This is a genomic window from Pseudomonas flexibilis (assembly GCF_000806415.1).
Classification (GTDB): Bacteria; Pseudomonadota; Gammaproteobacteria; order Pseudomonadales; family Pseudomonadaceae; genus Serpens; species Serpens flexibilis.
Genome location: NZ_JTAK01000002.1, coordinates 646,563 through 662,070 on the forward strand (window position 1 = coordinate 646,563; position 15,508 = coordinate 662,070).

The 15,508-nt window shown below is 67.7% G+C and carries 18 protein-coding genes; 8 read left to right on the forward strand and 10 right to left on the reverse strand.

Going from position 1 to position 15,508, the window contains the following annotated elements; all coding sequences use genetic code 11:
• Positions 1-101: 101 nt before the first annotated feature.
• Together PT85_RS06790 and PT85_RS06795 are read left to right on the forward strand one after the other, a co-directional pair.
• Positions 102-1,712 carry a methyl-accepting chemotaxis protein gene (locus PT85_RS06790; RefSeq protein ID WP_234702674.1) on the forward strand — a complete coding sequence of 537 codons (1,611 nt, stop codon included), beginning with the start codon at positions 102-104 and terminating at the stop codon, positions 1,710-1,712.
• Positions 1,713-1,795: 83 nt separating this feature from the next.
• Positions 1,796-2,659 carry a LysR family transcriptional regulator gene (locus PT85_RS06795; protein ID WP_027589170.1) on the forward strand — a complete coding sequence of 288 codons (864 nt, stop codon included), beginning with the start codon at positions 1,796-1,798 and terminating at the stop codon, positions 2,657-2,659.
• On the opposite strand, the gene PT85_RS06800 is transcribed toward PT85_RS06795, so the two are convergent.
• Entirely contained in the window at positions 2,660-3,790 is a 1,131-nt protein-coding gene (locus tag PT85_RS06800; protein WP_039606240.1) for an HPP family protein, read from the reverse strand.
• A gap of 231 nt (positions 3,791-4,021) precedes the next feature.
• On the opposite strand from PT85_RS06800, the gene PT85_RS06805 reads away from it, so the two are divergent.
• Positions 4,022-4,444 carry a DUF6306 domain-containing protein gene (locus PT85_RS06805; protein WP_037008432.1) on the forward strand — a complete coding sequence of 141 codons (423 nt, stop codon included), beginning with the start codon at positions 4,022-4,024 and terminating at the stop codon, positions 4,442-4,444.
• An 11-nt stretch (positions 4,445-4,455) separates the two neighbouring features.
• Here the strand turns inward: PT85_RS06805 and PT85_RS17550 are convergent, their stop codons facing one another.
• Genes PT85_RS17550 through PT85_RS06820 form a run of 3 tightly spaced genes read right to left on the reverse strand, consistent with a single transcriptional unit; the run spans position 4,456 to position 5,674 of the window.
• Complete coding sequence (locus tag PT85_RS17550) at positions 4,456-4,881, reverse strand: hypothetical protein (RefSeq protein WP_065365785.1); 426 nt, start codon at positions 4,879-4,881, stop codon at positions 4,456-4,458.
• Positions 4,878-5,282, reverse strand: a complete 405-nt coding sequence (locus PT85_RS06815) for a phage holin family protein (RefSeq protein WP_027589167.1) — start codon at positions 5,280-5,282, stop codon at positions 4,878-4,880. The genes PT85_RS17550 and PT85_RS06815 overlap by 4 nt, the downstream gene beginning before the upstream one ends.
• A gap of 11 nt (positions 5,283-5,293) precedes the next feature.
• Positions 5,294-5,674 carry a DUF883 family protein gene (locus tag PT85_RS06820; protein ID WP_082013047.1) on the reverse strand — a complete coding sequence of 127 codons (381 nt, stop codon included), beginning with the start codon at positions 5,672-5,674 and terminating at the stop codon, positions 5,294-5,296.
• A 191-nt stretch (positions 5,675-5,865) separates the two neighbouring features.
• Here PT85_RS06820 and PT85_RS06825 point away from each other — a divergent pair, with 191 nt between their 5' ends.
• Positions 5,866-6,102: a glutaredoxin family protein gene (locus PT85_RS06825; RefSeq protein ID WP_027589165.1), complete on the forward strand. Its 237-nt coding sequence runs from the start codon at positions 5,866-5,868 to the stop codon at positions 6,100-6,102.
• 5 nt (positions 6,103-6,107) lie between these two features.
• Here the strand turns inward: PT85_RS06825 and PT85_RS06830 are convergent, their stop codons facing one another.
• The 3 genes from PT85_RS06830 to ytfE are packed head-to-tail and all read right to left on the reverse strand — an operon-like array spanning position 6,108 to position 7,717.
• On the reverse strand, positions 6,108-6,299 hold the full coding sequence (locus tag PT85_RS06830; protein ID WP_027589164.1) for a hypothetical protein: 192 nt from the start codon (positions 6,297-6,299) through the stop codon (positions 6,108-6,110).
• A gap of 34 nt (positions 6,300-6,333) precedes the next feature.
• Positions 6,334-7,017 carry a Crp/Fnr family transcriptional regulator gene (locus tag PT85_RS06835; RefSeq protein ID WP_027589163.1) on the reverse strand — a complete coding sequence of 228 codons (684 nt, stop codon included), beginning with the start codon at positions 7,015-7,017 and terminating at the stop codon, positions 6,334-6,336.
• 46 nt (positions 7,018-7,063) lie between these two features.
• Positions 7,064-7,717 carry an iron-sulfur cluster repair protein YtfE gene (gene ytfE / locus PT85_RS06840; RefSeq protein WP_027589162.1) on the reverse strand — a complete coding sequence of 218 codons (654 nt, stop codon included), beginning with the start codon at positions 7,715-7,717 and terminating at the stop codon, positions 7,064-7,066.
• Positions 7,718-7,865: 148 nt separating this feature from the next.
• Between ytfE and norR the strand changes: the two genes are divergently transcribed.
• The 4 genes from norR (at position 7,866) to PT85_RS06860 (ending at position 12,161) form a co-directional block, all read left to right on the forward strand.
• Complete coding sequence (gene norR / locus PT85_RS06845) at positions 7,866-9,398, forward strand: nitric oxide reductase transcriptional regulator NorR (protein ID WP_039560197.1); 1,533 nt, start codon at positions 7,866-7,868, stop codon at positions 9,396-9,398.
• A gap of 251 nt (positions 9,399-9,649) precedes the next feature.
• Complete coding sequence (locus PT85_RS06850) at positions 9,650-10,456, forward strand: SDR family oxidoreductase (RefSeq protein WP_039606241.1); 807 nt, start codon at positions 9,650-9,652, stop codon at positions 10,454-10,456.
• 65 nt (positions 10,457-10,521) lie between these two features.
• Positions 10,522-11,673: an MFS transporter gene (locus tag PT85_RS06855; protein WP_039606242.1), complete on the forward strand. Its 1,152-nt coding sequence runs from the start codon at positions 10,522-10,524 to the stop codon at positions 11,671-11,673.
• A gap of 65 nt (positions 11,674-11,738) precedes the next feature.
• Entirely contained in the window at positions 11,739-12,161 is a 423-nt protein-coding gene (locus tag PT85_RS06860; protein WP_027589158.1) for a hypothetical protein, read from the forward strand.
• A 53-nt stretch (positions 12,162-12,214) separates the two neighbouring features.
• On the opposite strand, the gene PT85_RS06865 is transcribed toward PT85_RS06860, so the two are convergent.
• The 3 genes from PT85_RS06865 to ngg form a co-directional block, all read right to left on the reverse strand.
• A complete protein-coding gene (locus PT85_RS06865) occupies positions 12,215-12,445 on the reverse strand; it encodes a YheU family protein (RefSeq protein ID WP_027589157.1) in 231 nt (76 codons plus the stop codon).
• 71 nt (positions 12,446-12,516) lie between these two features.
• Complete coding sequence (locus PT85_RS06870; protein WP_039606243.1) at positions 12,517-13,710, reverse strand: osmoprotectant NAGGN system M42 family peptidase; 1,194 nt, start codon at positions 13,708-13,710, stop codon at positions 12,517-12,519.
• Between the two features lie 24 nt (positions 13,711-13,734).
• Entirely contained in the window at positions 13,735-15,486 is a 1,752-nt protein-coding gene (gene ngg, locus PT85_RS06875; RefSeq protein WP_039606244.1) for an N-acetylglutaminylglutamine synthetase, read from the reverse strand.
• Positions 15,487-15,508 lie beyond the last annotated feature (22 nt).

The following is a 15,508-nucleotide window of genomic DNA, read 5'->3' on the forward strand; positions in this document are numbered from 1 at the left end:
CATTAAAGGTACTGGGGCGGACGTCGATACCCGTAATGTGACCGTTCGGTCACGATCCATCCTGCCCGCTATGTACGAGTGATCCATCGATGTTCCGAGATATGAAAGTGGCGCCGCGCGCCGCGCTGGGATTTGGCCTGATTGCGTTGGTGGTCCTGCTGCTGGGGCTATTCGCGCTCAATCAGATGTCGGTCATGCGCGAGCAATCCCGGGACGTCGACGAGAACTGGCTGCCGAGTATCCTGGCGCTGAGCGAGCTGGATCGCACCATGCTGCGTATCCGCGCGGTCACCCTGCGCCTGTCGGCGGTGCGCGACGAGCGCAGCCAGCAGCAGACCCTGGCGCAGCTGAACGAGTTGCTGGGCACGCTCGATGGCCTGGAGCGGGAGTATCGCCGCTACCTCAACGACGAGGAGGAGCGCCAGCTGTACGAGCGCTTCACCCGCCACCAGCGCAACTACCTGGGCGAGCATGCGCGCCTGATGGACTTCATCCGCGCCGGCAACGACGCGCAGGCCATGGAGGTGCTGGCCGGCGCCATCAACCAGCATGCCAATGACATGTCCAGCAGCCTGGGTGCGCTGCTCGACTTCAATCGCGCCGCGGCCGGCAAGGCGGCACGCTTTGCGGAAAACGTCTACGGCAACGCCATCGTCGGCGTGATCGTGGTCATCGTGGCGGCGGCGCTGCTGACCATCCTGCTGGCCTGGCTGTTCACCCGCAGCCTGCTGGTGCCGCTTGGCCAGGCGCTGGAGGAAGCCCTCGCCGTGGCGGCCGGCGACCTGACCCGCGAGATCCGCGTCACCGGTCGCGACGAGCCGGCGCAGTTGCTGGACGCCCTGCGCACCATGCAGGGCAACCTGCGCAGTGCCGTGCAGCAGATCGCCGACTCCTCCAGTCAGCTGGCCTCGGCCGCCGAGGAGCTGAACGCGGTCACCGAGAACTCCTCGCGCGGCCTGCACCAGCAGAACGACCAGATCGAGCAGGCCGCCACCGCCGTCAACGAGATGACCAGTGCGGTGGAGGAGGTGGCCCGCAGCGCGGTGGATACCTCCCAGGCCACCGGCGAAACCAACCGCACCGCCCTGCAGGGCCGCGATGCCGTGAAGCAGACTGTCGGCGCCATCCGCCAGCTGAGCGCCGAGGTCAACAGCAGCGCCGGCCAGGTGGGGCAACTGGCGGTCAAGGTACGCGACATCGGCCAGGTGCTCGACGTGATCCGCGCCATCGCCGATCAGACCAACCTGCTGGCGCTCAACGCCGCCATCGAGGCCGCCCGTGCCGGTGATGCCGGGCGCGGCTTCGCGGTGGTGGCCGATGAAGTGCGCGCACTGGCGCACCGCACCCAGCAGTCGACCCGAGAGATCGAGCAGATGATCGGCGGCGTGCAGCAGGACACCGAGCAGGCGGTCGGTGCCATGCAGCACAGCCTGGAGCGGGCCCGCAGCAGCGAGGACGTGGCGCAGGCGGCCGGTGAGGCGCTGGAGCAGATCGCCCAGGCCATCGCCGGCATCAACGAACGCAACCTGGTGATCGCCAGCGCCGCCGAGGAACAGGCCCAGGTGGCGCGCGAGGTGGACCGCAACCTGGTGGCGATCCGCGACCTGTCGCTGCAGAGTGCCGCCGGCGCCAACCAGACCAGCGCCGCCAGCCAGGAGCTGTCGCGGCTGGCGGTGGGGCTCAACGGACTGGTCACGCGCTTCCGCCTGTAGTCGCCGGACGACCTTCGTCCGGGTCGTCCTGCCGGAGCGCAGCCACTAGAATGGGCCGCCCAGCCCTTCAGACAAGTGCATCCATGGACATCGAGCTGGCTCGAACCTTTCTGGAAATCACCCGGGGCGGCAGCTTCATTGCCGCCGCCGAGCGCCTGCATGTCACCCAGACGGCCATTACCGCGCGGGTGCAGAAACTCGAAGCCCAGCTGGGCTGTTCGCTGTTCGTGCGCAACCGCGCCGGCGCGCGCTTGACCGCCAACGGCGAGAAGTTCATCGGCTACGCCAGCCAGCTGGTGCAGAGCTGGGAGGCTGCGCGCCGCGACCTGCCGCTGCCGGAAGGATGCGATTCCAGTCTGGCGGTGGGCGGCGAGATGAGCCTGTGCAACCCGCTGATGCTGTCCTGGGTCGCTGAGCTGCGCGAGCGGATTCCCGGCCATGCGATTCGCGCCGAGGTGGGGGAGAACGGTTACCTGCAGGAACGCCTGGAGCTGGGCCTGCTCGACTGCGTGCTGGTCTACCACCCCAGCTACTGGCCGGGCCTGCAGGTGGAGCCGGTGCTCGAGGAGCGCCTGATCCAGGTGCGCAACCCGGCCAAGCCCGAACCCTACGTGTATGTGGACTGGGGCGAGCCGTTCCGGCAGCGTCACGACGCGGCGCTGCCCGAGCGGGCGCGCGCCTCCCTGGCCTTCAACCTGGGGCCGCTGGCCCTGCAGTACCTCCTGCAGCAGGGTGGCAGCGGCTACTTCCGCAGTCGGGTGGTCGAGCATTACCTGGCCAGCGGGGCGCTCGAGCGCGTGCCGCAGGCGCCCGAATTCAGCTACCCGATCTACCTGGTCTATTCGCGCGAGCGCGACAGCCAGGTATTGCGCCAGGCCATCGGCCTCCTGCACGACGTGCTGGCGCGTCCCAGCGACTGGTCGCAGCGCTGGGATCCGATGATCTGATCAGCCGGCCTGGCGCAGCAGATCCTGTTGCAGGGCGGCGATGACATCGGTCTGGGTGATCATGCCCACCAGCACCTGATTCTCCAGCACCGGCACGCAGTGCAGCCCCTGGCTGGACATCAGGGTGATCAGCTCGGCCAGATGCAGCCGGTGGTCGACGCTCACCACCGGGCAGGTCATCACCTCGCGCAGCAGGGTTTCCCGGCGGCGGCCCAGCGGCCACAACTGGCGGCGGCGCGACTGGCCGATCAGGTCGATGACGCTGACGATGCCCACCAGCCGATTGTTCTCCAGCACGGGCAGGTTGCGCAGCCGATGGCGCTTGAGCATGGCCAGCGCCTGGTCGACAGTGGTGGTCGGGCTGGCGATACGCAGGTCGCGGGACATGATCTGCGCCGCGTTGATGTCGCCCATGCGCCGGCGCAGGGCATGACGCTCGGTGCTGCGCAGCAGCTGTTCCAGGTCGTCGGGCGTGATGTCGACGAAGCCGTCGAACTCGTCCAAAGCCTGGCGCAGATCGTCCGGGGACACGCCGGTGCGTTGCTCCGGCAGCGGATCGGCGGTGCCATGCAGCTCGTTGGAGCTGGCGGCAGCCTTCGGATAGCGGACGCCGGTCAGGTTGTTGTACATCAGGGCGCTGACCAGCAGCGTGAGCGCGCCGCTGAAGGCGGGCAGTACCAGGGCGAGCCCCGCGCCCTGGGTGTCCGCACCCGTCACGATCAGGCTTAGCGCCATGGCCCCGCCCGGGGGGTGCAGGCAGCGCAGCAGGTACATCAGCAGCAGCGATACACCCAGGGTCAGCGCGGCGACCCACAGACCGACCTCGCCGCCGTGGAAGTGAACCACCAGCGCGGCGCACAGGCCTGCCACGGCATAACTGCCCAGCAGCGACCAGGGTTGGGCCAGCGCGCCGGAGGGCACCGCATACAGCAGCAGCGCCGAGGCGCCGAGCGGGCCGAGCAGGTGCAGCGTCAGCGGCAAACCGAACAGTTGACTGTTGACCCAGGTGCACAGGGCGACCGCCAGGCCGGCGCCCAGGGTGGCGCGCAGCCACTCGCGAGGACGCGGTGAAGGGGTGGTAGGCAGCAGGTTGGCAAGCCAGGCGGGCAGGGGGGAAACCGGAAGGGCCATGATGTCCAGCAGGGTACGGCGGCAAGGCGAAAGGCGTGCAAGTCTGTACAAGGACCGAGATCAAGACAAATGAAATAAATTGGCTTTCGGGTGCAGGAAAATTGATATCAATGGCCTTTTGGTTGGCTTTGCATCAGTAATGGTGCAGGTCTGGAGCAATTTATTTCATTGTCGGCCCTCGTAAACGAGCGACTAGCATGGGCTGCACGCTGCATAGAGAGGAGCCATGCGATGAACAACAACGAGCGCGAGGCATTGATTGCCGCATTCAACGAGCTTCTGGCCGCCGAGCGCGCCGGCGCGCAGGTGGCTGCCGCCAGCCTGAAAGAAGTGCAGAGCGAGGCGCAGCGCAGCGTGCTGCAGCAGATCCATCGCGGGGAGGCGGACAGCTGTCGGCGCCTGCGCGACTGCCTGTTGCAGATGGGCGCCGAGCCCACCAGGGAGCGCGGAGCCTTCTACGAGAAGTGCATGGCCATCCCCGATCTGGTCGAACGCCTGAAACTGGTGGATCGAGGCCAGCAATGGGTGATCCGCAAGCTGGAAGCCCTGCTGCCGCAACTCGGCGACCCGCGCTTGCGCGAGGAGATGGAGGCGGTGCTGGTCACCCATCGCGACAACAGCCACGACTACGCCGCGCGGGCAGGACAGCTGTAGGGCGATCGGAGCTATCCGGGCACGTCCGGTGCGCGGGTGTTCACCGGCGGGGTCACGGCCTCGGGCGACACCGCTGGAGCTTCTGCCCATCCCCCCGTCCTGGCCGTTTGCTGGTCGTACTCCTGCTTGACCTCCTTGGCCACCTGCGCCGCCTTGAACATGGGGTAGATCAGCAATCCCAGGCGGGCCAGGGTGCCGACACGGCCCAGGCGCTTGCCGAACAGCGCGAGGAAAGCGGTGGCGCCGATCACCCAGGGCGCCTTGCGGGCATCCTGGTAACGCCCGGGGGCGCCGCCCATCAGCTGGCGAATATGGTCGAGCGGATGACGCAGCGGCTCGGCGTTGTACAGCACCTGCTGGCGATACATTTCCATGCGCAGACGAATCAGCTCCTTGTGTTGATCCATCGAGGCCGGTCGGCTCAAGGGTTCGTTCATGGCAACAGGCGCTCCCGGTTGCGGGCCATTTCTTCAAGGGTGTCGTGGAAGGGTCTTGCCTGGTTGCGGACCTGGCTCTTCGCCTTGCCGAAGCAGATGGCCACGCCGATGGCATACAGCACGCAGAGACCCAGGATCGCCAGCATGCGATGTTCGTCCCAGGCGGCGATGACGATGGCCGAGGACAGGCCGATCACCAGCAGCAGGCCGAACACCAGGCCCAGCGCCGCGTAGGTCAGCAAGCGCAGCGTGCGGGCCTTTTCCTCCTTGATTTCCAGGCCGAGCAATTCCACGTGACCTTCCAGCAGGCCGAGCAGGGCGCCGCCAATGCGGCGCACCGATGGCCCGTCGTCGGCGCGGCTCTGGGCCGCGGCGGAAGGCGGAGTGAGGTTCTCGTCCATGGTCGCTCCCATCAGCGACGCGGTGCGCTGAGCAGTCCCAGGAGGAAGCCGACGCCGGCGGCGATGCCCAGCGATTGCCAGGGATGTTCGTGCAGGTAGTCCTCGGTGGCCTGGCGGGCCGCCTGGCTCTGCTCGCGCAGGCTGTTCTCGCTGTCCTTGAGCAGGCCCTTGGCGCGCTCGATGTTGGCGTTGATGCGATTGCGCAGCTCTTCGGTCTGGCCGCTGGCGCTGCCGGTGGTCTGCTTGAGGAGACTTTCGGCGTCGCTGATCAGGGTCTGGAATTCCCGGGAAATGGCGCGCTGGACATCATGCAGGTTGCGCCGGTGCACCTCCTTGTCGAAGGGGCGCTGCCCGCCCGCGCCGCCGCTGCCCATGGAGCCGAAGGTGCCCATGCCGGCGCCGCTGCTGGCGGAACCGGTGGTGCTGCCGGGATTGAGGGGTTCGAACGGATCATTCGTGGCCATGCGCGTTCTCCTGACGGGTGTGAACTCCCCGTTTCGAGCCCCGCTGCGCTGCAAGGTTCCTTGCCGCTGCCGACAGGATGGCGCGCGGTATACTGCGCGCCCCCGTCCGGAGAACGCCCATGCTTCCTGAATGCCAACTGTTCGGTACCCTCGGCTGCCACTTGTGCGAAGTGGCCGAGGCACTGCTGATGCCCTTCGTCGAGCACGGCCTGTTGGTGGAGCTGGTCGACATCAGCGAGCGCGAGGAGTGGGTGGAGCGCTACGGCCTGACGATTCCGGTGCTCCGCCGTTGCGACAGCGGTGCCGAGCTGAACTGGCCCTTCGACGCCGAACAGGTGGTGGCCTTCCTGCGTTAAGCCGGTCAGCTGATGCTGCGCGGCAGCCAGAAGAACATCACGAAACAGAACACCGTCAGGCCGATGCAGAAGGCCGCGAAGCGCCGCAGGCGCTTTTCGCGCGCCTGCTCCTCCAGCGCCGGCAGCGGCATGCCGCAGTCCTGGCAGTCGTCACGCGCAGATGGATTGTCCTGCTGGCAGTAGAGACACCTGGCCATCGTTACCTCCCCATGGCGTTTGGCGTGTGCCGGTTCATTCGAACTGCTCCAGGCGCTGGCGATCGAGGATGGTGATCACCCGGCCTTCCTGGCTGATGATGCCGTCGTCCAGCAGGTGGCGCATGATCCGCGAGAAGGTCTCCGGCTGGATCGACAGGTGACCGGCCACCAGTTGGCGGGTCATCGGCAGCTCGAAGGACGGACTGCCGTCCTGCACGCGGCCAAGCTGGGTGAGCAGGTAGCGCACCACGCGGTGGGTGGCGTTCTTCAGCGACAGGGTCTCGATCTCGTTGAGGCGCTGGTGCAGGCGGATACTCAGCTTGCCGAGCAGTGCGAAGGCCAGGCGGTTGTTGTCCTGCAGCAGGCGCATGTAGGTGGCGTTGGGGAACCGGTACAGCTGGGTGGGCGTGACCGTCTGCGCGGAGGCCACGTAGTTGGGGGTGTCCATCAGCATCATCGCCTCGGCGAAGGTCTGCCGGTTGGTCAGCACCTCGAACACCTTCTCCTGGCCGTCCGGCGTGAGCCGGTAGATCTTCACTGCGCCGGAAATCACGAAATAGAAGAAATGCGCCGGGTCGCCCTGGCGGAACAGCGTGTCGCCCTTCTCCAGGTTGAGCAGTTGGCTGCCCTGCATCAGTTGATCGAGCTGCTCGTCGCTGAGCGGCTCGAACAGATGGTGGCTGCGCAGGATCTGGCTGTGGACTCGGTGTAACACCATGAGCGTCTCTCCGTTCAGGCCGCTTGATCGGTAAGGGTGACTGCCTTCAACGGGCAAACAGTACGTTGTTTTCCAGGTGGATGTGCTGCATCAGGTCATCCCGCAGCTCCGCCAGTCCGCGATAGAGGGCGCGCCAGGTGTTGCAGGCATGCGGCGGCGGGGTGATGTCGTCGGTCATCTCATTCAGGCGAGCCAGCGCCTCGCCGTGCTGGTCGTGCTCGTAGCGCATCACCGCGATGGGGCCCTGCGCATGGGGATGGGGTGGCTCGCTCAGCAGTAGCGGGAAGAGGATCTTTTCCTCCTTGAGCATGTGGCTTTCCAGTTCCTGCTGCATGTTCCACAGGTGTTCGGCCAAGCCGTTAGGGCAGGTCGGATTCTGGCCATGCACCTGCTCCACCCGGCTGGCCAGGCGGATCAGCTCGGGCAGCTGTTCGCGATGGCGGGCGTGGAAGCGGGTGAGGATGTGCTCGATCAGCTCGGTGTTGCTGGCCTGGCGCCAGTCGGGCTGGTCGGTGTCGCCGTGCAATGCTTGCAGCTGCGCGGTGATGGCGTCGGCATCCAGGCCGCGCCTGACGCAGGCCTCGCGCAGGGTCTGCTGGCCACCGCAGCAGAAGTCCAGTTGGTGCTGGTGAAATACGCGGGTGGCACCGGGCAGGTCGGTGGCGAGGTCGCCGAGGGTCTGGTCGATCAGGGATGTCATGGCAGGGGCTCCGTTGAGCAGGCTTGCTGGTCTATCGCAAAGCACGTGCCACATACAACCTATTGATATAGCTAGGATTTTAAAAAGCAATGGTCAAAATAACCCGAAGCGGGTAGGGTTCTTTCGACCCTATACGGTACTAATCACCATGATGGACGACAGCCTACTGGCCGACCTGGCCACCGAATTGCCGCACACCGTGCGCCTTCAACGCCTGGTGCACACCCTGCAGCAGCGTTTCCGCTGTGGCGCCGTGGTGCTGCTGCGCCTGGAAGATGACAGCCTGCTGCCGGTGGCGGCGACCGGCCTGGTGCGCGAGGCGCTGGGACGGCGTTTCGTGGTGGCCCGGCACCCGCGGCTGGCGACCATCCTCGCCCAGCGCGAGCCGGCCTGGTTCGAGCCGGGCAGCCGCCTTCCCGACCCCTATGACGGGCTGCTGGAAGGGCAGGAGGGCGACCCGCTGCCCGTGCACGACTGCATGGGGCAGAGCCTGTACGTGGAGGGTCGCCTGTGGGGCGCGCTGACTCTCGATGCGCTGCATGCCGGCACCTTCGACGATGCGGCGCGCCGCGACCTGCAGCGTTGTGCCCTGCTGATCGAAACGGCGGTGCGCATCACCCGCCTGGAGCATGAGAACCGCAGCTTGCGGATGGCGCGCAGCGACGTGCTGGAGCAGAACGTCAGCCTGGTGGAGGGCGAGCTGCTCGGTCGTAGCGAGGCGATCCGGGCGCTGCTGCACGAGCTGCAGGTGGTGGCCGAATCCGAGCTGCCGGTGTTGTTGCTCGGCGAAACCGGGGTGGGCAAGGAACTGTTCGCGCGCTGGTTGCACCGGCATTCGCCGCGCCGCGACCGGCCGCTGGTGCATGTGAACTGTGCGGCGCTGCCTGAGTCCCTGGCCGAAAGCGAACTGTTCGGCCACGCCAAGGGCGCCTTCTCCGGCGCCAGCAGCGAGCGACCGGGACGTTTCGAGGCGGCCAATGGCGGCACCCTGTTCCTCGACGAGGTGGGCGAACTGCCGCTGAGCGTTCAGGCCAAGCTGCTGCGCACCCTGCAGAACGGCGAAATCCAGCGCCTGGGCACCGACCAGCCGCGCCGCGTGGATGTGCGCATCATCGCCGCCACCAACCGCAACCTGCAGCAGAGCGTGCGCGAGGGGCTATTTCGCGCCGATCTCTATCACCGGCTGTCGGTCTACCCGGCGCCGATCCCGCCGTTGCGCGAGCGCGGCAACGATGTGCTGCTGCTGGCCGGTCACTTCCTGGAGCTGAACCGCACGCGCCTGGGGCTGCGCAGCGTGCGCCTGTCGCCGGCCGCCGAGCAGGCGCTGCTGGCCTATCCCTGGCCGGGCAATGTGCGCGAGCTGGAGCATGTGATCAGCCGTGCGGCGCTGCGCCTGCTCAGCCGAGGCGGCGAGCGCGGCGCGATTCTCACCCTGGAGCCGGAATTGCTGGATCTGGACAGCACCGCCAGTGCGCCGCCGTCGGCGGCGCCGCAGAGCTCCAGCGCGGTCTTGCCGGTGACGGACCCGCAGCCGTTGCGGGTCGTCGTCGATGCCTGCCAGCGCCAGGCCATCCGCCAGGCCCTGGAGGCGACCGGCGGCAGCTGGGCCCAGGCCGCCCGCCTGCTGGAACTGGACCCCAGCAACCTGCACAAGCTGGCGCGAAGGCTGGGCATGAAGTAGGGCGTGCACCCGAACCAGTAGAGCGACTTCAGTCGCGAGCTTTGGGTGGGTCCCGCACGAGCGTCACGGCTAGAAACTCGCGGACAAGTGCGCTCCCACAAATAAGGCAAGTGCGGCTCCTGGACCCCGTGGGAGCGAATTTTCATTCGCGAGCTTTTCCGCATTCATTCACCCCCCTGATAACGCCCATCGGCTGCCGGCGAGCGGATTAGACTCCGGCACGGCACAACAACAAGAAGGGCGATACCGCTATGCACAACCGCATCATGATCACCGGCGCCGGTTCTGGACTGGGCCGGGAAATCGCGCTTCGCTGGGCCCGCGAGGGCTGGCAACTGGCGCTGGGAGACATCAACCCGGACGGCCTGGAAGCAACCCTGGCCCTGGTACGCGAGGCGGGCGGCGATGGCTTCACCCAGCGCTGTGACGTGCGCGACTACAGCCAGCTCACCGCCTTCGCCCAGGCCTGCGAGGCGCGACTCGGCGGCATCGATGTGGTGGTCAACAATGCCGGCGTGGCTTCCGGCGGCTTCTTCAGCGACCTGTCGCTGGAGGACTGGGACTGGCAGCTGTCGATCAACCTGATGGGCGTGATCAAGGGCTGCAAGGCCTTCCTGCCGCTGCTCGAGCGCAGCCAGGGGCGCATCATCAACATCGCCTCGCTGGCCGCGCTGATGCAGGCGCCGGCGATGAGCAACTACAACGTGGCCAAGGCCGGCGTGGTGGCGCTCTCGGAAAGCCTGCTGGTGGAACTCAAGCCGCAGGGCATCGACGTGCATGTGGTCTGCCCGTCGTTCTTCCAGACCAACCTGCTGGATTCCTTTCGCGGCCCGGACCCGGCCATGAAGGCGCAGGTGGGCAAGCTGCTGGACAGCTCGCCGATCAGCGCGGCGGACATCGCCGACTACATCTTCACGGAGGTCGCCAAGGGCAGCTTCCTGATCCTGCCCCACGAACAGGGGCGCATGGCCTGGGCGATCAAGCGGCAGAACCCGGAGGTGATCTACCAGCAGATGATCGCCATGACCGAGAAGCTGCGCGCCAAGCGCGGGGCATGACGCTTGCCGGCCGGCGGGCGCCTGTGTAGGGTGCCCGGCTGGTCAACCGTTCCGGATGTTTCCGCATGCGTTCTCCCTCCCGCCTGTTGCTGCTGCTGGCGCTGGTCGTGGCCGCGCTGAACCTGCGACCCGGCATCACCTCGCTGGCGCCGCTGATCGAACGCATCGCCACCGAGCTGGCGCTGAGTCGCGCCAGCATCAGCCTGACCACTGTGCTGCCGGTGATGTTCATGGGCCTGCTGGCGCCGCTGGCGCCCCGCCTGGCGCAGCGCGTTGGGCTGGAACGCACCCTGCTCGGTTGCCTGCTGTTGATCGCCCTGGCGCTGTCGCTGCGCCTGGCCGCCACTTCCAGCCTGGTGCTGATCGGCAGCGCCGCGCTGGTCGGCATCGGCATCGCCGTGGCCGGTCCGCTGATGTCCGGCTTCATCAAGCGTCACTTCGCCCAGGGCCTGGGCGCGGCCATCGGCTGGTTTTCCCTGAGCATGTCCATGGGCGGCGCCGCCGGCGTGGTGCTGACCCAGCCACTGACCCACGGTTTCGCCGACCGCTGGCCGCTGGCGCTGGCCTTCTGGGCCCTGCCGGCGCTGCTGGCCGCATTGTTATGGCTGCGCCTGCCCAACCGCAGCGAGCCGCCCGGGCTGGTGCCAACCGGTGGACTGCCATGGACGGTGCCGCGCGCCTGGCTGATCACGGCCTTCTTTGCCCTGCAGTCGGGGTTGTTCTATGCGCTGAGCACCTGGCTGGTGGCGCGTTACGGCGAGGCCGGTCTAGGGGCGATGCGCAGCAACGGCCTGCTCAGCCTGTTCATGCTGGCCGGCATGCCCTGTTCATTCCTGGTGCCCTGGCTGGCGCACCGGGGCGTGAGCCGGCCGCTGCTGCTGGGTGGCTGCTCCACGCTGGCGCTGCTGTGCCTGTCACTGATCGCGCTGGCGCCGGCCTTCCAGCCCGAACTGACGGCGGCCTTGCTCGGCATCGCGCTGTCGAGTTCGTTCGCGCTGGCGCTGATCCTGCCCATGTACGAGGTGAACTCGCCGCTGGAGGTCAGCCGCTGGACGGCGATGATGCTGTCGGTCGGCTACACCCTGGCCTGTGTGATGCCGCTGCTGGTGGGCCTGTTGCGTGACCTGTCCGACAGCTACCGGCTGCCGTTCACGGTGCTGGCGTTGATGGCCGCTGTCATGCTGCTGGTGACCCTGGCGCTGCGCCGGCGCGGCTGATGCGTCCTGCGCGCCCCTGTGCTAGCTTCCCCGCCCAGACCGTTTCTCTGGATAGAGATTGATCCGTGCAAGCCGAATCCATCGTCTATGGCTGCATTCGTGGCTGGCCGGCCACCGACCCGCTGGGCGCCGAAGTGCGCCAGGCCCACAATCGCCGCATGCTGGCCGAGCTGCCGGATGAGCAATGGAGCTTCCTGGGGCGGGAGATGTTCTCCTGTTGCGAGCAGCCCGGGGCCGGTCTGTTCCAGACCCAGGTGATCCATTTCGGCGCCAGCTATCCCGGCATCGAGTACGAATGGAAGCTGTGGGTCGCGCAGTTCGAAGAGCTGCTGCGGCGGCTGTACTGGAGCAGCGCGGTGGTGCACCTGGAAACCGAGCTGAGCGGCACCCACACCTTTCACTGGGAGTCGGAAAGCGGCTTGCACAGTCCCCGCCAGGGCGAGCTGCGCATGCGCTGTGCCTGGGAGCGCGAGGGCGCGCGGATCTGAGGGTCTGTGCGGGCCCGCTTATCTGGCCGCCGTCGCCCTGCACCCAGCCCCCGTTATTCCTCCAGCCACTCCTTCGGCACCTCCTCGCGCAGGGCCAGCTGGCACTGCTGGCTGTCCGGGTCGAAGACGATGACCGCCTGGCCCTTTTCCAGGGCGCGGCGGGCGCGGGCGACGCGGGTGTCCAGCGGGGTGTCGTCGCCGTTGTCGGTACCTTCGCGGGTGACGAAGTCTTCCAGCAGGCGGGTCAGGGTCTCGGCTTCGATCAGGTCGTGGGGAATCAGCATGAAGGCTCTCCGGAATGCGGCCGCCATGCTAGTGGGCGGGCGGACGAATGCAAAGCCCGCCCTCCCGTTCCTCAGCCCTTGTCCTTGCCGCAGCTCACCAGGCTGTCCACCGCCGGCACGCGGGTTTCCGGTTCCATCTGGGTTTCGTGCTCGAGCTGGTGGCTGAAGGGTTCCAGCGAAGCCTGGGCCGGCTTGGCGTCGCTGGCGAACACCGGCGGGCTGATCACATAGGCAGCGATCAGCCGGGTCAGCGCCAGCAGGCTGTCGCGGTGGGTGCGTTCGTAGCCGTGGGTCGCGTCGCAGCCGAACGCCAGCAGCGCGGTGCGAATGTCGTGGCCGGCGGCGATCGCCGATTGGGCGTCGCTGTGGTAGTAGCGGAACAGGTCGCGGCGCACCGGGATGTCCTGCTGTTCGGCCAGGCGCAGCAGGTGGCGCGACAGGTGATAGTCGTAGGGGCCGCCGGAATCCTGCATGGCCACGGTCACCGCGTGTTCGCTGGAGCTCTGCCCCGGCGCCACCGGGGCGATGTCCACGCCGACGAACTCACTGACATCCCAGGGCAGGGCGGCCGCCGCGCCGGAGCCGATTTCCTCGGTGATGGTGAACAGCGGGTGGCAGTCGATGGGCGGCTCGATGCCGCTGTCCACCACCATCTTCAGGGCGGTGAGCAGGGCGGCGACGCCGGCCTTGTCGTCGAGGTGGCGGGCGCTGAGGTGGCCGCTTTCGCTGAACTCCGGCAGCGGATCGAAGGCCACCACATCGCCGATCCGCACGCCCAGCGCTTCCACTTCCGCGCGGCTGGCGGCCAGGGTGTCCAGGCGCAGCTCGATGTGGTCCCAGCTCACCGGCAGGCTGTCCACCTCGGTGTTGAAGGCGTGCCCGGAGGCCATCAGCGGCAGCACGCTGCCGCGTATCACCCCGCCATCGGTGAACAGGCTCACCCGGCTGCCTTCGGCGAAGCGGCTCGACCAGCAGCCCACCGGCGCCAGGCACAGGCGGCCGTTGTCCTTGATCTCGCGCACGCTGGAGCCAATGGTGTCCAGGTGCGCGGAGATCGCGCGGTCCGGGCTGTTCAGCCGGCCCTTGAGGGTGGCGCGCACGGTGCCGCGCCGGGTCAGTTCGTAGGGAATGCCCAGTTCGTCCAGGCGCTCGGCGACATAGCGCACGAGGGTATCGGTAAAGCCGGTGGGGCTGGGGATGGCGAGCATCTCCAGCAGCACCTGGCGCAGGTAGGCCGTATCCGGGTCGGGCAGGGGGTGGGACATGATGACTCCTTGGCGCGCGACGCCTCAGCCCTGCGTCTGGCTGAGCGGGAACAGCAGGTCGATGAAGCGTTCGGCGGTCGGTTGCGGTTCGTGGTTGGCCAGTCCGGCGCGCTCGTTGGCCTCGATGAACACATAGTCCGGTTGGTCGGCGGCGGTGACCAGCAGGTCCGCGCCGACCACCGGGATGTCCAGGGCGCGTGCCGCCTGCACGGCGGCCTCGGCGAGCGCCGGGTGCAACTGCGCGGTGACGTCCTCGAGGATGCCACCGGTGTGCAGGTTGGCGGTGCGCCGCACGGCCAGGTGCTGGCCGTTCGGCAGCACGCTGTCGTAGTCGAAACCGGCGTTGAGCAGGGTGCGCTGGGTTTCCTCGTCCAGCGGGATGCGGCTTTCGCCGCCGGTGGCGGCCTGGCGGCGCCGGCTCTGCGCCTCGATCAGCGCGCGGATGCTGCGCTGGCCGTCGCCGATCACCTCGGCGGGGTGGCGTAGCGCGGCGGCCACTACCTCGAAACCGATGACCAGCACGCGCAGGTCGCGGCCTTCATGGAAGCTTTCCAGCAGCACGTGGCTGTCGAAGACGCGGGCAGCGGCGATGGCCTGTTCCAGTTCCTCTTCGTTGCGCAGGTCGACCGCCACGCCCTGGCCCTGTTCGCCGTTCAGCGGCTTGACCACCACACGCTGGTGCTCGGCGAGAAACGCGGCGTTGTCCTCGGCGCTGCCGGCCAGTTGCTGGGCGGGCAGGAACAGCCCGGCCTTGCGCAGGCAGCGGTGGGTCAGGCGCTTGTCCTGGCAGAGGGTCATGCTCACCGCGCTGGTCAGGTCGCTGAGCGACTCCCGGCAGCGGATGCGCCGCCCACCGTGGCTGAGGGTGAACAACCCGGCCTCGGCGTCGTCCACCTGCACCTCGATGCCGCGGCGCAGGGCCTCGTCGACGATGATGCGCGCGTAGGGGTTGAGCTCATCCTGCGGACCGCGCCCCAGGTACAGGGCCTGGTTGATGCTGTTGCGCCGCTTGACCGCGAAGGTGGGCAGGTTGCGAAAGCCCAGCTTGGCGTACAGCGCCTTGGCCTGCTGGTTGTCGTGCAGCACCGAGAGGTCCATCCAGGCCAGGCTGCGCGACTGGAAATGCTCGATCAGGTGGCGCACCAGCGCCTCGCCGACCCCCGGTCGCGGGCACTGCGGATCGACCGCCAGGCACCACAGGCTGCTGCCGCGCTCCGGGTCCTGGAACACCTCCTGGTGATTGAGGCCCATCACCGTGCCCAGTGCCTGGCCGGTGTCGGTGTCCTCGGCCAGCCAGTACACCGGGCCGCCCTCGGCGCGCGGGGTCAGGCGCTGCGGGTCGACGGTCAGCATGCTGCGCGTCTGGTACAGACGGTTGACCGCCTGCCAGTCGGCGTCACTCTGCACCCGGCGGATCTGGAAGCCACGGAAGCTGCGACGGGCCGGGCGGTAGTCGGAAAACCACAGGCGCAGGGTGTCCGAGGGATCGAGGAACAGCTGTTGCGGCGCGTAGGACAGCACCTGCTGCGGCGCTTCCACGTAGAGGGCGATGTCGCGCTCGCCGGGGTTTTCGTTGAGCAGCTCGCGCGCCAGGCTTTCTGCGTCCGGGAAGGTGTGGCCGAGCAGCAGGCGCCCCCAGCCGCATTGCAGGATCTGCGGAACACCGACCTCGCCCTGGCCTTCCTCGGCCAGGCGCGCCTGCAGGCGCTGGTAGGAGGGCGCCTGGCCACGCTGCAGGCGCTGTTCGTACTGACCATGGGAGGAAGACTTGGACATGGGGCGTCTCCTGCCGTTCGGC

Excerpts from the sequence above, each read along its gene's own strand:
- PT85_RS06825 (WP_027589165.1), top strand. The coding sequence starts at position 5,866 with ATGCTTCCTGAATGCCAACTGTTCGGTACCCTCGGCTGCCACTTGTGC.
- PT85_RS06865 (WP_027589157.1), bottom strand. The coding sequence starts at position 12,445 with ATGCTGATTCCCCACGACCTGATCGAAGCCGAGACCCTGACCCGCCTG.
- PT85_RS06805 (WP_037008432.1), top strand. The coding sequence starts at position 4,022 with ATGAACAACAACGAGCGCGAGGCATTGATTGCCGCATTCAACGAGCTT.
- PT85_RS06790 (WP_234702674.1), top strand. The coding sequence starts at position 102 with ATGAAAGTGGCGCCGCGCGCCGCGCTGGGATTTGGCCTGATTGCGTTG.
- ytfE (WP_027589162.1), bottom strand. The coding sequence starts at position 7,717 with ATGACATCCCTGATCGACCAGACCCTCGGCGACCTCGCCACCGACCTG.
- PT85_RS06795 (WP_027589170.1), top strand. The coding sequence starts at position 1,796 with ATGGACATCGAGCTGGCTCGAACCTTTCTGGAAATCACCCGGGGCGGC.
- PT85_RS06835 (WP_027589163.1), bottom strand. The coding sequence starts at position 7,017 with ATGGTGTTACACCGAGTCCACAGCCAGATCCTGCGCAGCCACCATCTG.
- PT85_RS06830 (WP_027589164.1), bottom strand. The coding sequence starts at position 6,299 with ATGGCCAGGTGTCTCTACTGCCAGCAGGACAATCCATCTGCGCGTGAC.
- PT85_RS06870 (WP_039606243.1), bottom strand. The coding sequence starts at position 13,710 with ATGTCCCACCCCCTGCCCGACCCGGATACGGCCTACCTGCGCCAGGTG.
- PT85_RS06815 (WP_027589167.1), bottom strand. The coding sequence starts at position 5,282 with ATGGACGAGAACCTCACTCCGCCTTCCGCCGCGGCCCAGAGCCGCGCC.
- PT85_RS06850 (WP_039606241.1), top strand. The coding sequence starts at position 9,650 with ATGCACAACCGCATCATGATCACCGGCGCCGGTTCTGGACTGGGCCGG.
- PT85_RS06855 (WP_039606242.1), top strand. The coding sequence starts at position 10,522 with ATGCGTTCTCCCTCCCGCCTGTTGCTGCTGCTGGCGCTGGTCGTGGCC.
- norR (WP_039560197.1), top strand. The coding sequence starts at position 7,866 with ATGATGGACGACAGCCTACTGGCCGACCTGGCCACCGAATTGCCGCAC.
- ngg (WP_039606244.1), bottom strand. The coding sequence starts at position 15,486 with ATGTCCAAGTCTTCCTCCCATGGTCAGTACGAACAGCGCCTGCAGCGT.
- PT85_RS06820 (WP_082013047.1), bottom strand. The coding sequence starts at position 5,674 with ATGGGCACCTTCGGCTCCATGGGCAGCGGCGGCGCGGGCGGGCAGCGC.
- PT85_RS17550 (WP_065365785.1), bottom strand. The coding sequence starts at position 4,881 with ATGAACGAACCCTTGAGCCGACCGGCCTCGATGGATCAACACAAGGAG.
- PT85_RS06800 (WP_039606240.1), bottom strand. The coding sequence starts at position 3,790 with ATGGCCCTTCCGGTTTCCCCCCTGCCCGCCTGGCTTGCCAACCTGCTG.